Here is a 19061-nt window from a genome sequence, read left to right as displayed (position 1 = left end):
GTCACCTTGCATCGGGAGGGTCCCCGCTCCGCTGCGCGACCGCCTGCGGCGGTTTTGCGATTTCGCCGGTCTGCTGCTTCGGCCCGGGCTTTGTTCCGGGATTTGTCGCCGCGGGATTCACCGCCGCCGGCGCCGCATTCGGCGTGGTCGCCGGCGCGGCCGGCTTGTTCGGTGAAGCGCCCGTTGCGCCCGGCGCCGCCAGCTTTGCCGCATTCGGCGTCGTGCCATCGGGCCTGGGCGGCGGCAACGTGGGCAGGCGCTCGGCCAGAATGTCGGCCGCCCTCACCGGCCCGGCCGTTTCCGGCTGCGCGCTGCGCTCATCCACCTGCGTGATCACCAGCACCTCTTCCAATCGCCCCAGGCGCGCCGCCGGCTTCACGCGAATATTCAGGAACAGGTCCGGACCGCGGGCAACGTCGCTCACCACGCCGATCGGCAGGCCCTTGGGGAAAACGCGGTCACCGCCGCTGGTGAGGATCAGTTCGCCCGGCTCCACCTTCTCGTCGGCCATGATGTAGTGCAGCATCAACTCACCGTTCGGTGTTCCGCGCACCACGCCTTGCAGCCGCGAATTGCTCATCAGCGCGCCCACGCCGCTGGCCGGATCGCTGAGCAGCAGCACCTGCGAGTAGCCGCCGTACACCTTCACCACTTTCCCGACCACGCCTTCCGACGTGATCACCGCCTGATCCGTCGCTACGCCCGAGTCGCGTCCTTTGTCGATGGTGATGAGCCGCGACGCCTCGCTGCCGCTGGTGCCGATCACCTGCGCGGCGACGGTCTTGTGGATGAATTGTTCCTTGAAGGCGAGCAGGGTTTGCAGGCGACGCGCCTGAGCTGCATCCTGGGTGAGCCGGATCTGCTCCAGGCGCAGCCGCTGGATCTCATCGCGCAATTCGGCGTTCTCGGTGCGCACGCCGCGCAGCCAGAAGTAGTTGTGCCAGATGTCGCCGAACAAGTGCTGCGCCCCGATCACGCCTTTTTCCAGCGGCGAAATCGCGGCCACGGCCCAGATGCGCAGCAGGCGGTCGCTCTTCTCGTCTTTGCGGCGGACTTGTACCGCCAGGCCCAGCACCTGGGCAAACAGCACCGCCACCAAAATGGTCAGGTTACGGTAGCGGGAGAAGAAGGAGTCCATGATTCAGTTTCGAAGTTTCGAGGTTTCGAAGTTCAAGGTTGAACGCGGTCGCGCGATCGGAAACTTCGAAACCTCGAAACTTCGCAACCGATATCACGGCCCGCGAGCGATTACTCGATCGAAATCTTTCTCAACAACTTGAAATCCGAAAGCATCTTGCCCGTGCCCAGCACAACGCTGGCCAGCGGATCGTCGGCGATGGAGACCGGCAGGCCGGTTTCTTCGCGGATCCGCTTATCCAGGTTCTTCAGCAGCGCGCCGCCGCCGGTGAGCACGATGCCGCGGTCGCTGATGTCGGCGCTCAGCTCGGGCGGCGTGCGCTCCAGCGCCACGCGGATGGCGTTCATGATGGTGGCCACGCACTCGCCCAGCGCCTCGCGGATTTCGCTGTCATCCACCGTGATGGTTTTCGGCACGCCCTCGATCAGGTTGCGGCCTTTGATCTCCATGGTCAGTGGCTTGTCGAGCGGATAGGCGCTGCCGATTTCGATCTTGATCTGCTCCGCAGTGCGCTCGCCGATCAGCAGGTTGTACTTGCGCTTGAGGTAATTCATGATGGCCTCGTCCATCTGGTTTCCGGCCATGCGCACCGAGCGCGAATAGACGATGCCGGAAAGCGAGATGACGGCGATGTCGGTCGTGCCGCCCCCGATGTCGACCACCATGTTGCCGCTGGGTTCGGTGATCGGAAGGCCAGCGCCGATGGCCGCCACCATGGCCTGCTCGACGAGGTGGACCTCGGAAGCCTTGGCGCGATAGGCCGAGTCCATCACGGCGCGCTTTTCCACCTGGGTAATTTCCGAGGGCACGCCGATCACGATGCGCGGGTGCACCAGCATCTTGCGGTTGTGCGCCTTCTGGATGAAGTAGTTCAGCATCTTCTCCGTGTGTCGGAAGTCGGCGATCACGCCGTCCTTCATCGGCTTGATGGCCACGATGTTGCCCGGCGTGCGCCCGAGCATCTCTTTGGCCTCTTTGCCGACCGCTTCCACCTCGTTCGTCGTCTTGTTGACGGCGATGATGGAGGGCTCGTTCACCACGATGCCCTTGCCCTTGGCATACACCAGCGTGTTCGCCGTCCCCAGGTCGATGGCCAGGTCGCTGGAGAACATGCTGAACAGCGAGCGCAGGTTGTTGAACCGCGATGTGTTATGGAAGCCGTTCGATGACATGGTGTGCTGCGTCTCTCTTGCTGGCTCTCGGGGTGCGCCCTGGCTGTGGAGAGGCTTCGGCGGAGGGCCGGCTACTCTCAAATTGTACTCGCCTTTCGGGAGCGCCCGCGGCGCACCGCCGGACATGGCCGGCCGTGTCTCGCCTCCGTTTTTCCGGGCTTCCCGAACCTGTCGCGGCGCCCCACTCAAGCCTTCCTTTGGCTCGAGCGGCCTACCGCTGAATCACTACCTTCTCCTGCCTGGTGCGCGTCCCGCCGCGGGTGTTCTGCGCCGTCACCGTGATCAGGTTTTCGCCGGGCGGCAGCGGCTTGGTGAAATAAAAGAACGAACCATCGTCCCGCACTTCGGCCTCGCTGCCGTTCACCATCACGCGCGCCTCGCGCTCAGTCTGTCCCTTGATCTCCAGGATGTGGCCGTGCTGCACGAACGGCTGCAGCTCGAGCTGGATCGCAACCGGCTGGTCCGACTTGGGAATGATGGTGAAGCGGTTGCGCTCGCTCTCCACCGACTCGCGCCCGGTCGCGTCCACCGATTGCACCTGCCAGTAGTAGTTGCCTTCCTTCAGGTTGGGCACGCGCGCTTGCGTCGCGCTCGTCTTCTCGTCGTACACGGTGGAGGAGAAGTACGGGTTCTTGGAGATGCGCACGCGGTAAAGCTTGGCCAGCGCCACCGGCGTCCACAGGAAGTCCTGCGTCTTGGCGCCGCCGGAAATGAAAATGGGCGCCATGTTCTGCGGCGAGATCAGCGTTGGCGGGCTGATTTCCTTGCTCTTGGCCATCCTGGAATCAGTCGTGAAGCTCACGCGCTCGAACGAAGTCAGGGCCACGGTTTCACCGTTGCGCGTCACTTCGCCCGAGCCCTTCTTCACCATGATCTCGTGCCTGTCGTCGCGCGGATCGTTGCGCACCTGCGCCGACGATTCGGGCGCGAACGTTGCACTGGCTCCCGCCACCGACACGCCCGAACGCGAGCCCTGCGTGAAGGTCGAGGTCGAGAGGTCCACCGTACCGGTCGTCACCTGCACCGAAACCTGCGTGCGCTGCGAGGCGTCGGTGGAGTTTTCTTCGATCACGATCAGCGAATCCTGCTTCACCACGTAGTTGCTGCCGTCGGCGAAGACGATTTTCGCGATGCCGTCGGAGGCCGTCTGCACCACGTCGCCTTTTTCCAGCGGCACGGTGAAGTCGGCGGAAATCCAGTTGTTGCTGTCGTGCTTCTTCACGCGCACGGTCCCATCGAGCTGCGTGAAGTTGGCCGCCTGCTGCCCTTCTTTCGGCTTGTTGTCGGTCACGCCCTTGCCCGCCATGGCGTTTTCCACGCGCTGCAGCACGCGTTTGGTGGCGTCGGGAAAAGCGATGTACAAGACCATGCCGGCCAGCAGAAGCAGTCCCAGCACCGCCAGGATCACGCTGCGGTAGGTGATCGTGACCCAGCCGATCATCGGGTCGGATTTTCTGCCCGGTGCCATTCAGAAATAAGGATTTGCAGGCCGATTTTGAGGTCAGAGTACCACAGCTAAAACCCTGCGGATATAAGGTGATTAACTGCCAAGGCACCCCCGTTCAGCACCTTTTGGCACGGGTCCCGCGGGCAGAAAAAGGCCAAAAGAACTCGGGGCTTCAACGCGGAGGACGCTGAGGGCGCCGAGGAGCCGCAGAGGAAACGAAAACGAAGAAGAAGCACTCGAAACGAATACTTGAATCGGCCTTCCTTCTCGTTGAGGCGGTTTTCCTTTTGCCTGTTGTTTTCCTCCGCGCTCCCCTGCGTACTCTGCGCCCTCCGCGTTGAGTCCCACGGCGAATCCTTCGCCCGCGTAGAGCAATCTGTCACATTACGGTACGATAAACAGTTGGAATTCATCGCAGGGGACCCTCATGGCAACCGCAGACACCGTCTCCACGGCAGCCCGCTCCACTGGCGCGGCAGCGAAGACTTACAAGAACCTGATCAACGGCGAGTGGGTCGCGTCACACAGCGGCCAGACGTTCGAGAACCTGAATCCGGCCGACACGCGCGAGGTCGTGGGCATCTTCCAGCGGTCGAATGAGCGCGACGTGGCCGACGCCGTCGCCGCCGCCGCCAGGGCCTTCGAGAGCTGGCGTCTGGTGCCGGCGCCGCGCCGCGCTGAGATCATCTTCCGCGCCAGCGAGCTGCTCATCCAGCGCAAGGAAGAGTACGCGCGCGACATGACGCGCGAGATGGGCAAGGTGCTGCACGAAACCCGCGGCGACGTGCAGGAAGCCGTGGACACCGGTTACTACATGGCCGGCGAAGGCCGCCGCACGTTCGGCCAGACGGTGCCCTCGGAGCTGCGCAACAAGTTCGCCATGAGCGTGCGCACACCCATCGGCGTGTGCGGCATGATCGCGCCGTGGAACTTCCCCATGGCAATCCCGTCGTGGAAGCTTTTCCCCGCCCTGGTCTGCGGCAACACCTGCGTGATCAAGCCGGCGGAAGACACGCCGCTCTCCACCTTCAAGCTGGTGCAGGCCCTCATGGACGCGGGGCTGCCGCCGGGTGTGATCAACATCGTGACCGGCTTCGGCCCGGAAGCGGGCGCGCCCATCGTTTCCCATCCTGACGTCCGCGCGGTTTCGTTCACCGGATCGAGCGAGGTCGGGCGCATCGTCGGCGCCGAAGCGGCCAAGACCTTCAAGCACTGCTCGCTCGAAATGGGCGGCAAGAACCCGATCATCATTCTCGACGACGCCAACCTCGAACTCGCCCTCGACGGCGCCCTCTGGGGCGCCTTCGGCACCACCGGCCAGCGCTGCACCGCCGCCAGCCGGCTGATCGTGCAGAAGGGCGTGTATCGCGAGTTCGTCGATGGCCTGGTGGCGCGCGCGAAGTCGCTCAAGGTCGGCAACGGCCTCGATGAATCCGTTCAGATGGGCCCGCAGATCAACCAGCAGCAGCTGGACACCACCACCAGGTACGTCGAGGTCGGCACGAAAGACGGCGCGAAGCTGCTCGCCGGCGGACATCGCCTCACCGGCCCCGAGCACAAGCACGGCTGGTTCTTCGAGCCCACCGTTTTCGGCGACGTTGACCCGAAGATGCGCATCGCGCAGGAAGAAATCTTCGGCCCGGTCGTCTCCGTCATTCCCTGCAACGGCTACGACGAAGCCATCGCCATCGCCAACAACGTGCCGTATGGCCTGTCGTCATCCATCTACACGCGCGACGTGAACAAAGCGTTCCGCGCCATGCGCGACCTCTACACCGGCATCACCTACGTGAACGCGCCGACCATCGGCGCCGAGGTGCACCTGCCCTTCGGCGGCACCAAGGCCACCGGCAACGGACACCGCGAGGGCGGGACCGCTGCGATTGACTTCTACAGCGAGTGGAAGTCGCTCTACATCGATTACTCGGACAAGCTCCAGCGCGCCCAGATCGACCGGCCGGAGTGAAATGGCAGTTTCGAGTTGCAAGTTTCGAGTTTCGGGCTAAACGCAAAAACCAAGGACCGGATGGTGCCCTGCGTTCGCGCCGCGCTTTTTGCGGCGCGAATGTGGGCGCAGTCTCCCTGCCCACGCCCGTGGGGCGAAGACGAACCTAGAACCCGCACGTCGGCGCCAGCACGGTGAACGAGTTCACCTGAAATCCGCGTGAGAGCACCGTGCACGAGGTCACGACGGTCATGGTCGGAACAAACGTGCCGGTCAAACGCACGCTGGCGTTCGGCGGCGGAATCGCTCCACCGACAAGAAACAGGGTTGAGCCGTCGGTTACGTGGAAGATGGTGCAGTTGCCGCTGGCAGCGACGAACGTCAGGCAGCCGTTCACCGAGGAGAAGGCGATCACCGCGTCGCAGCCCATCGAGGGCACGATGAGCGCAAGCGCGGCGCATAGCAGCAGGATTGCTGGTATCGACTTCCGGCGGGAGCGCGGCATGGTGAACTCCGCGGCGGGAACTCGATAAGCATAGCCCTTTCCAGAACCACTCGTTGCCGGTAAAAGGACGATGCGCCTGACTGGCAGGGCGGGCCGGCTGCCTGCGCGGACACGCCGCCGCACAGAAAAACGCGCTCAACCTGATATAACTAACCGCGCCCTCCAACGCCCACTGGACGGTGCAATGCTGACCAGGAGAACACTCCGCTGCCGCGCGTCGCCGGCGGAGCAACAGAAAAAATGGTTATCGGCGTCCCCAAGGAAGTAAAAGACCACGAATCGCGCGTCGGCATCGTCCCGGCCGGCGTGAAGGCCCTCACCGACGCAGGCCACAAAGTCCTCGTCGAGACGCGCGCCGGTGAACTCTGCTCTATCGCCGACCAGGACTACAGCCAGGCCGGCGCCGAAATCGTCTCCACGGCCGCCGACGTCTGGCGCCGCGCCGAAATGGTGGTCAAGGTCAAGGAGCCGGTCTCGAGCGAGTTCCCTCACCTGCGTGACAACCTGGTTCTGTTCACGTATCTGCACCTGGCGCCGCTGCCCGAACTCACTGATCAGCTCCTGAAGCACAAGGTCAGCGGCATCGCCTACGAAACCATTCGCGACAAGGCGGGCACCCTGCCGCTGCTCACGCCCATGTCGGAGGTCGCGGGACGGATGTCGGTGCAGATCGGCGCCTCCTACCTGGAAAAAGAACGTGGCGGACGCGGCGTGCTGCTCGGCGGCGTCCCCGGCGTGCCGCCGGCGCAGGTGTGCATCATCGGCGGGGGAATTGTGGGCACCAACGCCGCCAAGATCGCGCTCGGCATGGGCGCCATTGTCAGCCTCATTGACCTGAACCTGAACCGCCTGCGCGAACTCGACGACATCTTCAGCGGCCGCGTCTTCACCCTCGCTTCGAACTCTTACACCATCGCCAAGGCCACCGAGCACGCCGATCTGGTCATCGGCGGCGTGCTCATCCCTGGCGCCGCCGCGCCCAAGCTGGTCACCAAAGCCATGGTCAGCCGCATGAAGAAGGGCGCCGTCATCGTGGACGTGGCCATTGATCAGGGCGGATGCATCGAAACCGCGCGCCCCACCACCCACAGCGACCCCGCGTATACGGTTGACGGCGTGGTCCACTACTGCGTTACCAACATGCCCGCCGCCGTGCCGCACACTTCCACGTTCGCGCTCACCAACGCAACGTTTCCGTACGTGATGAAGCTGGCGCAGATGGGCCCGGCCGCGGCGATCAAGAGCGACCCCGGCATTCGCGAGGGCGTGAACACCTTCGCCGGACACGTCACCTACCCGGCCGTGGCGCAGTCGCAGGGCAAACCGTCGAAGCCGGTGACGGAACTGATCTAGGCCCGTTCACCGCAGAGACGCAGAGAACGCAGTGTTCTTTGAATCAGTTCCCCTGCGCTCCTCGGCGTTCTCCGCGTCCTCAGCGTTGAAGGCTGGCCGGTTTTGCTTGAAACTTGAAACTGGAAACTTGAAACTGCTCCTGCATGGTTGACATCCACTGCCACATCATCCCGGAGGTGGACGACGGGCCCAGGACCTGGGAGGTGGCCGCCGAGATGTGCCGCGTGGCGGCCAGCGACGGCATTCGCCACATCGTGGCCACGCCGCACGCCAACGAAGAGTACGCATACAACCGCGACGACCTGAAGGAGCGCCTCGCACGCCTGAAAGACATCTCCGGCAACCTGCTGAACTTCTCGCTCGGCTGCGACTTCCATTTTTCCTATGAGAACATCCGTGACTGCCTCGATCATCCCGAGCGCTACCGCATCGGCACGACCAACTACCTGCTGGTCGAATTTAGCGATTTCGCCATTTCGCCCAACGCGAGCGAACACCTTGGCCTGCTGCAGCGGCAGGGGCTGGTTCCGATCATCACGCACCCGGAGCGCAACCCGATCCTTCAGCGGCGGCCTGAGTTGGTGCAGGCGTGGGTGAGGCAGGGGGCGATCGTGCAGATCACGGCGAACGCGCTCACCGGGCGCTGGGGCCCGATCGCGAAAAAAGCGGCGCTGCGCTTCATGTCGCAGGGCGCGGCGCACGTGATCGCCACCGACGCGCACGACCTGCGCAGCCGTCCGCCCGTGCTCTCCGCCGCGCGCGAAGAACTCGCCAGGCTCGCCGACCCCCAGACCGCCCATGCCATGGTCGACGCCAACCCTCGCGCCATCGTGGAAGGCCAGCCGCTGCCGTTCGTGCCGGCGCCGGCGTAAAGGCGATTCACCGCAGAGGCGCAGAGGGCGCAGAGGATTCGTAATCTTGCAGCTCCCAGACGCGTGGACTTCCATTCTTTCCTTCACGTGGATTAGTCGCCTTGGGGTTGTGTCATGCTGAGCGGAGGCCCGCATAGCGGGTCACAGTCGAAGCATCCCTGCTCGCACCACGGTCCGTGGTCAGGTAGGGATCCTTCGACTCGCCCGCCGCGGCGGGGCTCCCTCAGGATGACCTTCCTGATTTTCCTGCGTCCTCTGCGGCTCCGCGGTGAAGCCTTTGCCTGGGTTGTTTCGGGAAACGGGAAACGAACAACGTGAAACGGTTTTCTTCCTGCGATACTCTAATCCCAGCAGATGGCCAACATTCACGAGGAAGAGGTCTTAGGCAAGGCATACGACAGCCGTCTCATGAAACGGCTGCTTACGTATCTGAAGCCCTATACCGGACACGTCGTTGTCGCCCTCACTGCGATCGTCCTGAAGGCCGGCGCCGACGTCCTCGGGCCCTACCTGACCAAGGTCGCCATCGATAAGTACCTTACCCCTGCCGGTCGCACTTCGTTCCTCGACCCCTGGCTGAGTTCTAGGCCGCTGGTGGGCATCGCACAGGTCGCGGGGCTGTTCGTCGGCACCCTGCTGCTCAGCTTCGTCCTCGACTTCCTGCAGACGTACTACATGCAGTGGACGGGCCAGAACGTGATGTTCGACCTGCGCAGTCAGATCTTCCGGCACTTGCAGGCGATGCACCTTGGCTTCTACGACAGGAATCCGGTCGGCCGCCTCGTCACGCGCGTGACCACTGACGTGGACGCGCTCAACGACATGTTCACCGCCGGTGTCGTCTCGATTTTCGAAGACATATTCGTTCTCGCTGGGATCATCCTCATCATGCTCCGGATGGACTGGCGCCTCGCGCTGGTCACCCTCGCCGTGCTGCCGTTCATCTTCTGGGCAACCATGATCTTCCGCAAGAAGGTGCGCGACTCCTACCGGCGCATTCGCGTCGCCATCGCCCGCATCAACGCCTACCTGCAGGAGCACGTGAGCGGCATCGTGGTGCTGCAACTGTTCAACCGCGAGCAGCGCTCGTACGAAAAATTCGAGCAGGTCAACCGCGTGCACATGGACGCCTTCAAAGACGCCATCATGGCGCACGCCGTGTATTACCCAGTCGTCGAACTGCTGTCGTCCGTTGCCATCGCGAGCGTGATCTGGATCGGCGGACACCAGGTGCTTGGCGGCATCACCACGCTCGGTGTCCTGGTAGCGTTCATCCAGTACGCGCAGCGCTTCTTCCGCCCCATCCAGGACCTGAGCGAGAAATACAACATCCTGCAAGCCGCCATGGCGTCGAGCGAGCGCATCTTCAAGCTGCTCGACACGCCGGCCGAGATCACCTCGCCCGCGATTCCGAAGCACCTCACCGGTCCCGGCCGCGTCGAGTTCGACCACGTGTGGTTCGCGTATCGCAACCTGCCGGTTGAAGAAAATCGCGCCGGCCCGGACGTCGCCTCCAGGCCGGCGGAGCGCAGCTCCGCTCCCGAGCCCGACTGGGTCCTCAAAGACGTCTCGCTCACGCTCGAACCTGGCGAAGCCGTGGCCGTCGTAGGACACACCGGCGCGGGCAAGACCACGCTCATCTCGCTGCTGCTGCGCTTCTACGACGTGCAAAAGGGCGCCATCAGGATTGACGGCGTCGACATCCGCGACGTCGAGCTCGGTCAGCTGCGCCGCCGCTTCGGCGTCGTCTTGCAGGACCCGTTCCTGTTCACCGGCACCATCGAGCAGAACATCCGGCTGGGCTCGGACTGGGTCACACGCCAGGCGGTGGAGCAGGCCGCGGAAGATGTGAACGTGGCCGACTTCATCCGCACCCTGCCCTCGGGCTTTGCCGAGCCCGTGCACGAGCGCGGGTCCACGCTGAGCACGGGGCAAAAGCAGCTCATCAGCTTCGCGCGCGCGCTCGCCCACCAGCCGCCAATCCTCATCCTCGACGAAGCCACCTCGAGCGTGGACACGGAAACCGAGTTCCGCGTGCGCGAGGCGCTGGGCCGCATGCTCACCGGCCGCACGTCGCTGATCATCGCGCACCGCCTCTCGACCATTCAGCGAGCGGACAAGATCGTTGTCATGCACAAAGGACGCGTGCGCGAAGTCGGCACGCACCAGGCTTTGCTCTCCCAGCGCGGCATCTACTGGAAGCTCTACCAGCTCCAGTACAAGGACCAGGAGATTTCCGGCGCCCCGCCGGCGCCCTCGCCCGAATTGCCGGTCGGGGCGGACGATTAAAGCAGTTTCGAGTTTCGAGTTTCCCGCTTCGAGACAAACCGGCCGCGGATCGATGCTGGCTAACAGCCGTGGCAAATTCCTCTGCGTCCTCTGCGTCCTCCCTGTTTTAATGGCTCTGTGAAGCTCCTCATCTCTGCCGGCGAGGCATCGGGCGAACTCTACGGCGCGCATCTCATTGAGGCGCTCCGCCGCCTCGACCCGTCGCTCGACGTCTTCGGCGTGGGCAGCGACCGCATGCGGGCCGCAGGCGCCGACATCGTGGTGGACTCGCGGGAGATCGCCGTGCTCGGCATCGCCGAGATCGTCGGGCACCTGCCGGCCATCTTCCGCGCCTGGGGCCGAGCGACGCGTGCGGCCGTCGAGAGAAGGCCCGACGCGGCTGTCGTGATCGACTCACCCGGATTCCACCTCGGATTGGCGAGAAGAATGCAAGATCGCGGCATTCCGGTGATCTATTACGTAAGCCCGCAATTGTGGGCCTGGCGGCCGTGGCGCGTCCGGCGCGTGCGCCGCTATGTGCGAAAGGTGCTGGTGATCTTTCCCTTCGAAGAAAAGTGGTATCGCGAGCGCGGCGTCGACGCGGAATTCGTGGGACATCCGCTCGCCGAGGTCACGCCCCCTCCGATCACGAGAGAAGACTTCGGGGCGCAGCACGCGCTCGATCTGCAGCGGCACTGGATCGCTCTGCTCCCCGGCAGCCGCCGCAAGGAAATTACGCTGAACCTGCCGGAGATGATCGCCGCCGCTGGCCTATTGCAGAAATCCGGCGGCAACTGCGACTTCGTACTTCCGTTGGCGCCGACCATCGGACCCGCCTGGCTCGAAGAGCAACTCGCGCCGCTGGAGGCGCAGCACGGCGTGAAAGTCCACATCGCTGCGGGCGACCACGTTGCCCGCGCCGCGCTCAAGCACGCTCGCGCCGCCGCGGTGGCCAGCGGCACCGCGACCGTGGAAGCCGCGCTGATGAACACACCGTTCGTAATGGTCTATCGCGTTACGCCGCTGAGCTGGATGCTCGGGCGCAAGCTGGTCACCGTCTCCAACTTCGCCATGGCCAACCTCATCGCCGGACGCCGCGTCGTCCCTGAGCTTGTTCAGCACGACTTCACCGGTCAAAGAGTGTTTGAGGAACTAAGCCGCATCATTCCCGAAGGCGGGCCGCGCCGCGCCATGCTTGAAGGCCTGGCCGGCATCCGCAACCGCCTGCGCGCATCCAGTTCCGGGCCCGAGACTGCCGCCGAGCGCGCCGCGCGCGCGGTGCTGGCGATCCTGGATCAGGTGAAAGGCCTGAGAAAGACCGAGGCCCGCGCATGAAAACTGCTTCGCGCGCTGGTGCCGCCGCATCTTTCCTGAGAAAATATTCATCAAAGCGCTCAGCAGCACCTCTGGAGTCCCTCTTGACGAATTTCGCCCGGCGTCCCCTGGTTCGTGCCGCGGCCCTTCTTCTGCTCGCGATCGCGACGCTGCCCGCCTTTGCCGCCGAGAAGCCGCGCCTCCGGGTTGACGACTACCTGATCGACGCAGAAATCACTCCCCGCACTCATCGTCTCGCCGCGCGCGTGCGCGTGAAGTTCACCGCGCTCGACGACATCAATACCGCCGTCTTCGAATTGCACAACGCGCTCCATCCCTCGAAGGTGGAAGACGCCTCGGGACACGTGCTCTCGGTCGAGCGCGTCACGCAGGATTCGACCATCCGCATCCCGCTGCCCGCCGCGCTGCCCAAAGGCGAATCCACCACGCTCACCGTCGACTACGACGGCGCGCTGGTTTCCGGCGACGACAGCCCGGTGCCCGGCCTGAAGCTCGCCTACATTGGCGACGACACTTCCTATCTTCTATATGCAGGGCGCTGGTTCCCGGTCTCCGGCTACGGCGTGAACCGCTTCACCGCCACCATCAACCTCACCGCGCCTTACGGCGTGACCGTGATCGGCAGCGGCAAGTCGAGCATGTCGGCCGTGTCGGCAGCAGTCGCGGCGGCGCCGAAGGCCGCGCCTCCGGCGAAGGGCGCCAGGGGACGCGCCGCGCCGCCTTCTCCGCCTGCGCCACCGCCCACCGCCGCCGGGGGCCCTGCGCGCACTGTACACACCTTTGTCTGGGACAAGCCCAGCTTCCCCGGCACGATCATCGCCGGCAACTTTGTGGAAACCGCGGCCACTCCCGGCGGCGTGAACCTGCACCTTTACTTCAAGCCGAACCACAAGGACCTGGCCTCAGCCTACGCCGACACCGCCGGCCGCGAGTTCCAGTACTTCTCGCTGCTCTACGGCGCCGCGCCCTCGGCCACCATCAAGATCGTCGAAATTCCCGACGACACCGTGCCCTCGGCCTGGGCGCCGGAGATCGCTGCCGTCGCCTCGCGCTCCATCAGCGAGAAGACCAACTACCGCCTGCTCGCCAACGCCATCGCGCACCAGTGGTGGGGCGTCTCCGTCAGTCCGGTAAACCGTGAAGATTTCTGGCTGGTCGACGGCTTCGCCCGCTACTCGGAGGCGCGCTACATCGAGAACGCCGCCGGACAGCAGGCCTTCGAAGAGGGCATCAAAGACATTTCCGTGGGCGCGCTCGCCTACGACAACATTCCCCTCTCCGGCGTCGGCAAGCTCGACCCCTTCTCGCCCGAGTTCCAGTCGCTCACCACCGACAAGGGCGCCATGATCCTGCACATGCTGCGGTGGATCATGGGCGACGGGCCGTTCACCAACGCCATGCACAACTTCGCGACCCGGTTCGCGGCGAAGCCGGCGTCGCTGGAGGATTTCCGCCTGGTCTGCGAGCAGGCCCTGGGCGGCAACGTCCGCCTGAGCGGCTTCTTCAACCAGTGGCTCGATTCCACCGGCGCGCCCGAGTTCAAGAACAAGTACACCGTTTATCGCACCAAGAACGGTTTCCGCGTGGTCGGCCAGATTTCCCAGGACCTCGACCTGTTCCGCATGCCCGTCGAGCTGAAGATCGACACCGACGGCAAGAGCGAGATGAAGCGCATCGAAGTCTCCGGCACCGACTCGCCGTATTCGGTGGACACGTTCGGCAAGCCGCGCCGCATCAACATCGATCCCAACAACTGGGTGCTGAAGAACTCCGGCGAGCTGAAGGTGCGCACCGCCATCCTGCGCGGACAGCAACTGGTGCAGCAGGGCGACCTGGCCGAGGCACTGCGCCAGTTCCAGCAGGCACTGGAGGCCAACAAGAACAGCTCGCTGGCGCACTACCGCATCGCCGAAGTTTTCTTCCTCCAGCGCAACTACCAGTCCGCCGCCAACGCCTATCGCGAGTCACTCAACGGCGACGGCGAGCCGCGCTGGACCGAGGTCTGGAGCCACATCCAGCTCGGCAAGATTTACGACATCACCGGCCAGCGCGACCGCGCCACCAACGAGTATCGCCAGGCGCTCCAGACCAACGACGACACCCAGGGCGCTCAGGAAGAAGCGCGCAAGTATTTGTCCGCACCGTATCAGCGCGAACGGAAAGAAGGGCTGGGGGACTGAGCGAATCGGGTCATTGCGTCATTTCGTAATCGAGTAATTGAAAGGCGAAAGCGAACCGCAAAGAACACAAGGTTCACTAAGGGCACGAAGGAATCCATCGTGTCCTTTTGTGCTTCCTTCGTGTCCTTTGTGGTTAGCTCTTGCCTTTGACTTTTCCCGATCACCCGACTTCCCAATTACCCCATGCCCCAACTGGCAACTTCGGTATGATGAGGGTCCATGCCGTTCCCCCGCGCCTCGGGCATCCTGCTGCATCCCACTTCCCTGCCGTCGCGCGGCGGCATCGGTGACCTCGGCCCGGCCGCCTACGAATTTCTCGACTTCCTCGCCGACGCCCGCCAGGGCCTTTGGCAGGTGCTGCCGCTCTCGCCCCTCGGCGTCAACCACTCGCCGTACTCTTCCACCTCCGCCTTCGCCGGCAATCCGCTGCTGATCAGCCTGGAGCGGCTGGCCGAGCGCGGCTGGATCGCGCGCGATCGCGTCGCCGCCCTCCCCGGCGCCGCCGGACACGTGGACTACGACCGCGTCCGCGCCGCCAAGCTTCCGCTGCTCCGCGAAGCCGCCGCCAATTTCCTCAGCGCCGCCAACGGCGGCGACCGCAAGCGCTTCCAGGACTTCTGCTGGCTGAACGGCTGGTGGCTCGAGGATTTTGTGCTCTTCGAAGTGCTGCACCGGCGGCGCCACCGCCAGTGCTGGAACACCTGGCCGCCGGCGCTGGCGCGGCGAGAACCGCAGGCGCTGGAGCACGCGCGCAGGGAATTCGCCGCTGAACTGGAAACCGAGCGCGTCATCCAGTTCGCCTTTTTCGAGCAGTGGCGCGCGCTGCGCGCCGCCTGCCACGCGCGCGGCGTCAGAATCGTGGGCGACGTCGCCATCTTCGTGGACCTCGACTCGGCCGACGTCTGGACCCACACCGACATCTTCCGCATGGACGCCGCGCTCCAGCCCGAAGTCGTCTCCGGCGTCCCGCCCGACGCGTTCAGCGCCACCGGCCAGCGCTGGGGCAATCCGCTCTATCGCTGGGACGTGCTCCGCGCGCGCCACTACGACTGGTGGGTGCAGCGCATGCGCTGGGCGCTGGCGCAATGCGACATCATCCGCCTCGACCACTTCCGCGGCTTCGAAAGTTGCTGGGAAATTCCCGCCTCGGAAGAAACCGCGGTCCACGGCCGTTGGGTCCCCGGCCCGGGCGACGATCTGTTCAACGTCCTTCGCGGCGAACTCGGCGACCTGCCCTTCATCGCCGAAGACCTCGGCCACATCACCGCCCAAGTGCACGCCTTGCGCGAGCGCCTTGGCATTCCTGGCATGCGCGTGCTGCAATTCGGCTTCGGCGATCCCGGCGCGCACATCTACCTGCCGCACCGCTACGACCCCAACACCGTCGTCTATACCGGCACGCACGACAACGACACGACCGTCGGCTGGTGGCAGTCGCGCAACGGCGCCGAGCGCAGCGCCATCGAGGCGTATCTCGGCCTCGGCAGCGACGGCATTCACTGGGCGATGATCCGCGCCGCCGTCAACTCCGTTGCCGAGCTCGCGATTGTTCCGTTGCAGGATGTGCTGGGAATCGGCAGCGAGGGCCGCATGAACACGCCCAGCCGCCCCGACCGAAACTGGACGTGGCGCTTCTCGTCCGGCGCGCTCACGCCGGCGCTGGCGGAAAAACTGGCCGCGCTCGCCGAAGTCAGCGACCGCCTGCCGCCGCCCTCAGTGGCTGGCGAGCAGCGCGACCGGGAAGTGCGCGAAGACTTCGCGGCATAGCAGCGTCCGCGCCGTTGTCACACGCACTTTTTCTCCCGTCAGGATGTTGGTGAACTCTGCCGGCGCCCGCGGCGGCAGGCCCAGCTCCGCCGCTCCCCAGGCGTCGCCCAGCGGCGGCGCCAGTGCAGCTCGCATCAGCGTGTAGCTGAATCGCGGGACGGCTACAATTGCCATCTGCCGTTCGTGCGTGCGCGCGAACGCGCACACGTGCTGCTGCTTTTCCACCAGGCTGAACAACGGCGTGTACCCGCCGTGCTGGAGCAGCGCCGCGTTCTCCCGCCGGAAGCGCAACCCGCGCAGCACGGTCCACATCTTTACCGCGCCTGACGTCCACTCCCGCAGCAGGTCCGAGCACAGCTCAGGCCACGCAGAACGATTCGCGCGCTGCTCCAGTTCGGTCAGCATCTGCTGCCGAAGCGCGAAGTCCACCGGCCGCCGGTTGTCTGGGTCCACCAGGCTGAAGTCCCAGAGCTCCGTTCCCTGGTAAAAGTCCGGCACGCCCGGCGACGCCATCTTCAACGCCGCCTGGGCCAGCGAATTCATGGCGCCGTGGAACTGCAACGGCGGAAGCATCCCTTCCAGTTGCTGCACGAAGCCGGGCGCGCGCCAGCGCCGCTTCTCGCCGCGCTCCAGGATGCGCGCCACGAACTCGCGCAGCGCCTGAACGTACTCATCGTTCGGATTCACCCAGCTCAGGTTGACCTTGGCCTCGTGCACCGCCTTGGTCATGTAGTCCTGCACGCGCGCGATCAGCCTCTGATGTTCCTGCTCGGTCACCGACGCGCCGGCGGCGACGAACGGCCACACGCCGGCCAGGGTCTGGTAGAGCAGATACTCCTCGTTGTGGTCCGGCACGGCGCGTCCGTCGGAGAGCACGCGCTTCTTCGCCCGATTCGCGCGCCGCCAGCGCATCACTTGAGTGGCCCATTGGCGCGGCATCTCGCTGATCACGTTCAGCCGCGCGCGCACGTCTTCGCTGCGCTTGGTGTCGTGCGTGGTGGTGGCCAGCATCGAGAACGGCCAGCGCTCGGCCCGCAGCATATTGCCGCGATGGAACTCATCCGCCGAGGTGGCAAACGCCGCCGGCGATCCGCCCACCTCGTTCACCGAAACAAAGCGGTTGTAGACGTAGCACGCCGTGTCTTCCAGGCCCTTGGCCATCACCGGTCCGGTGAGCTGCTGGAATTTCAGCGCGAAGTACAGCCGCCGGCGATGGCTGTCGGCATTGTCGCGCGGCTGCGGCACGAGCATCAGGATGTCGCGCAGGAAATGGAAGACGTCCGCCGGGGTCGTCTCGTTCCGGCGCCGCGCGTGCGCGATCGCCGCATGGATGTAAGCGCGGTCGCGCTCGCTGATGTTGCCACGCTCGTCGATGTACGTGCGATATACCGGGAAGCAGGCGATCGTCTCGCGCGTGGCGTCGGCCAGCGATTGCAGCGTGAAGTCGCGCGCCCGCCGGTCGGCGTGGCAGATTTCCGCCAGCAGGTGCGTCAGCACCGTTACCTCACTCGACATCGCGCTCTCCATCACCAGCTTCTTGCTCTGGTAGATGAGCGTGGGCACATCCGTCGTGAGGCCGCTGAACCGATGGTACAGCGTGGTCAGCGCGCGCTCGTTGCGCGGCTCGATGAACACGCCGTTCACCAGGTTGGTGAAGTCGTAGCCGACCGTGCCGTCCACCGGCCACTCGCGCGGCAGCTCTTCGCCCGGCCCCAGGATTTTTTCCACCAGCACGAACAGCGGGGCGTGCGCGCCAATCCAGTCGTGCGAGCCGAACACCTGCTCGATGTCTTTCTCGATCCCGTTCTCTGCCGTCGCCGCCCGCGGCTCCGGACCGCCGCACTGGCTGGCCGCGTACAGCATCTGCGCGCGCGTGAAGTACTGGATGGGATTGAACAGCCCGTCGGGATGGTCCACCCGCAGTCCCGTCACGCTGCCGTCGGCCAGCAGTCGCCGGATCAGCCGATGCGTCTCGGCGAACACCTGCGGGTTCTCCATGCGCAGACCGACCAGGTCGTTGATGTCGAAGAAGCGCCGGTAGTTGATCTCCTCGGCCGAAACGCGCCAGTGCGCCATGCGATACGCCTGCACCTCGAGCAGCCGGTGCAGCGCGTTGAAGCTGCGGCTGTCGCCGGGCGCGCCGTTCACCAGCCGCAGCGCCGAAGCGATCTCGTGCTGCGCCGCCGGCGACCGCTCGGCCAGCAGCGCCAGCCGCCGGCGCAGGCCAAGCCACTCGCGCCGGCGCTCGGCCGCCAGGTCGGCGTCGGCGGTGTCGTGCGGCGGAAGCCCGCGCAAGGCCGCCAGGATCGAATCCAGTTCCGCCAGGTCGGCCTCGGCGTTGCGGTTGTTTTCTGCCGGACGCGGCGGCGCGTTCCACTCTGGCGCTTCGCGCTTCGCTTCAAAGATCAGCGGATAACTGCGCGGATCGATCGGCAGGCGTTTTTCGAAATAAGTGAGCGTGAAGCGCCCCTCGGCAAACTCCAGCCGCAATTGCCCGCTCTCCAGCACCACGCCGTACTGGTCGCCCAGGATCGGGATCAGCACCTTGCCGTGCAGCTCGGTCCGCAGCGGGCACCAGTCAATGTCGAAAAAGCTCGCGTACGCCGACGCGCGCCCGTTCTCCAGCACGTCCTGCCACCAGGGATTCGTGCCCTCGCCCACCCCCATGTGGTTCGGCACCACGTCGAGCACCAGCCCCATGCCGCGCGACTGCAACTCGCGCGCAAACTCACGGAACTCGGCCTCGCTGCCCAGGTCGGGATTGATGGCGCTGTGATTGATGATGTCGTAGCCGTGCTGGCTGCCGGTGCGCGCTTGCAGGATGGGCGATGCGTAGCAGTGCGTTACTCCGAGCTGGTGCAGGTAAGGCGCGATGCGCCGCGCGTCTTCGAAGCGGAACTGCGAGCTGAACTGCAGCCGGTACGTCGCCAGCGGACGGTTCTGCCACCGCCGCGACGCCAGCCGGTCAAGGCATTCGGAAACACCCGTCCCTTCGCCGTAAAGAATTACCGGGCTGCTCGCCATCGCCCGTACTTAGATGCAGATTATCGGTTACCTGTGATTTGCTATTCGTCTTTGT

12 protein-coding genes are annotated in these 19061 nt (G+C 64.9%); 7 read left to right on the top strand and 5 right to left on the bottom strand.

Translation table 11 applies throughout. From position 1 onward, the window contains the following. Nucleotide 1: 1 nt before the first annotated feature. The 3 genes from mreC to VFA60_05255 all read right to left on the bottom strand — a co-directional run bounded on the left by mreC (nt 2) and on the right by VFA60_05255 (nt 3778). Entirely contained in the window at nt 2-1138 is a 1137-nt protein-coding gene (gene mreC, locus VFA60_05265) for a rod shape-determining protein MreC (GenBank protein HZQ91182.1), read from the bottom strand. A 110-nt stretch (nt 1139-1248) separates the two neighbouring features. Beyond that, nucleotides 1249-2310, bottom strand: a complete 1062-nt coding sequence (locus tag VFA60_05260) for a rod shape-determining protein (protein ID HZQ91181.1) — start codon at nt 2308-2310, stop codon at nt 1249-1251. A gap of 211 nt (nt 2311-2521) precedes the next feature. Further along, nucleotides 2522-3778, bottom strand: a complete 1257-nt coding sequence (locus VFA60_05255) for a hypothetical protein (GenBank protein ID HZQ91180.1) — start codon at nt 3776-3778, stop codon at nt 2522-2524. A 406-nt stretch (nt 3779-4184) separates the two neighbouring features. Between VFA60_05255 and VFA60_05250 the strand changes: the two genes are divergently transcribed. Continuing rightward, the gene (locus VFA60_05250) at nt 4185-5723 is read left to right on the top strand and encodes an aldehyde dehydrogenase family protein (protein HZQ91179.1); all 1539 of its coding nucleotides are present in this window, start codon (nt 4185-4187) and stop codon (nt 5721-5723) included. A gap of 145 nt (nt 5724-5868) precedes the next feature. Here VFA60_05250 and VFA60_05245 read toward each other — a convergent pair whose 3' ends face one another. Continuing rightward, nucleotides 5869-6207 carry a hypothetical protein gene (locus VFA60_05245; protein ID HZQ91178.1) on the bottom strand — a complete coding sequence of 113 codons (339 nt, stop codon included), beginning with the start codon at nt 6205-6207 and terminating at the stop codon, nt 5869-5871. Between the two features lie 240 nt (nt 6208-6447). On the opposite strand from VFA60_05245, the gene ald reads away from it, so the two are divergent. From ald to malQ, 6 genes are all read left to right on the top strand, one after another. Then, on the top strand, nt 6448-7560 hold the full coding sequence (ald, locus tag VFA60_05240; protein ID HZQ91177.1) for an alanine dehydrogenase: 1113 nt from the start codon (nt 6448-6450) through the stop codon (nt 7558-7560). A gap of 143 nt (nt 7561-7703) precedes the next feature. After that, nucleotides 7704-8432 (top strand): CpsB/CapC family capsule biosynthesis tyrosine phosphatase, encoded by a 729-nt coding sequence (locus tag VFA60_05235; GenBank protein HZQ91176.1) that lies wholly within the window; start codon nt 7704-7706, stop codon nt 8430-8432. 354 nt (nt 8433-8786) lie between these two features. Then, entirely contained in the window at nt 8787-10721 is a 1935-nt protein-coding gene (locus tag VFA60_05230; protein HZQ91175.1) for an ABC transporter ATP-binding protein, read from the top strand. A 117-nt stretch (nt 10722-10838) separates the two neighbouring features. Beyond that, nucleotides 10839-12035 (top strand): lipid-A-disaccharide synthase, encoded by a 1197-nt coding sequence (lpxB, locus tag VFA60_05225; GenBank protein ID HZQ91174.1) that lies wholly within the window; start codon nt 10839-10841, stop codon nt 12033-12035. Between the two features lie 83 nt (nt 12036-12118). Next, nucleotides 12119-14215 (top strand): M1 family aminopeptidase, encoded by a 2097-nt coding sequence (locus VFA60_05220; protein ID HZQ91173.1) that lies wholly within the window; start codon nt 12119-12121, stop codon nt 14213-14215. A gap of 219 nt (nt 14216-14434) precedes the next feature. Beyond that, a complete protein-coding gene (gene malQ / locus VFA60_05215; GenBank protein HZQ91172.1) occupies nt 14435-15982 on the top strand; it encodes a 4-alpha-glucanotransferase in 1548 nt (515 codons plus the stop codon). Here malQ and treY read toward each other — a convergent pair. Then, on the bottom strand, nt 15929-19006 hold the full coding sequence (treY, locus tag VFA60_05210) for a malto-oligosyltrehalose synthase (protein HZQ91171.1): 3078 nt from the start codon (nt 19004-19006) through the stop codon (nt 15929-15931). The two genes, malQ and treY, sit on opposite strands and share 54 nt — an antisense overlap. Nucleotides 19007-19061 lie beyond the last annotated feature (55 nt).

The organism is Terriglobales bacterium (genome assembly GCA_035651995.1).
In the GTDB taxonomy this organism is placed as follows: domain Bacteria; phylum Acidobacteriota; class Terriglobia; order Terriglobales; family Acidobacteriaceae; genus DASRER01.
This window is presented reverse-complemented; position numbering and strand designations above follow the sequence as displayed.

Excerpts from the sequence above, each read along its gene's own strand:
- VFA60_05230 (HZQ91175.1), top strand. The coding sequence starts at position 8,787 with ATGGCCAACATTCACGAGGAAGAGGTCTTAGGCAAGGCATACGACAGC.
- VFA60_05250 (HZQ91179.1), top strand. The coding sequence starts at position 4,185 with ATGGCAACCGCAGACACCGTCTCCACGGCAGCCCGCTCCACTGGCGCG.
- treY (HZQ91171.1), bottom strand. The coding sequence starts at position 19,006 with ATGGCGAGCAGCCCGGTAATTCTTTACGGCGAAGGGACGGGTGTTTCC.
- ald (HZQ91177.1), top strand. The coding sequence starts at position 6,448 with ATGGTTATCGGCGTCCCCAAGGAAGTAAAAGACCACGAATCGCGCGTC.
- VFA60_05245 (HZQ91178.1), bottom strand. The coding sequence starts at position 6,207 with ATGCCGCGCTCCCGCCGGAAGTCGATACCAGCAATCCTGCTGCTATGC.
- malQ (HZQ91172.1), top strand. The coding sequence starts at position 14,435 with ATGCCGTTCCCCCGCGCCTCGGGCATCCTGCTGCATCCCACTTCCCTG.
- mreC (HZQ91182.1), bottom strand. The coding sequence starts at position 1,138 with ATGGACTCCTTCTTCTCCCGCTACCGTAACCTGACCATTTTGGTGGCG.
- VFA60_05255 (HZQ91180.1), bottom strand. The coding sequence starts at position 3,778 with ATGGCACCGGGCAGAAAATCCGACCCGATGATCGGCTGGGTCACGATC.
- VFA60_05260 (HZQ91181.1), bottom strand. The coding sequence starts at position 2,310 with ATGTCATCGAACGGCTTCCATAACACATCGCGGTTCAACAACCTGCGC.
- VFA60_05235 (HZQ91176.1), top strand. The coding sequence starts at position 7,704 with ATGGTTGACATCCACTGCCACATCATCCCGGAGGTGGACGACGGGCCC.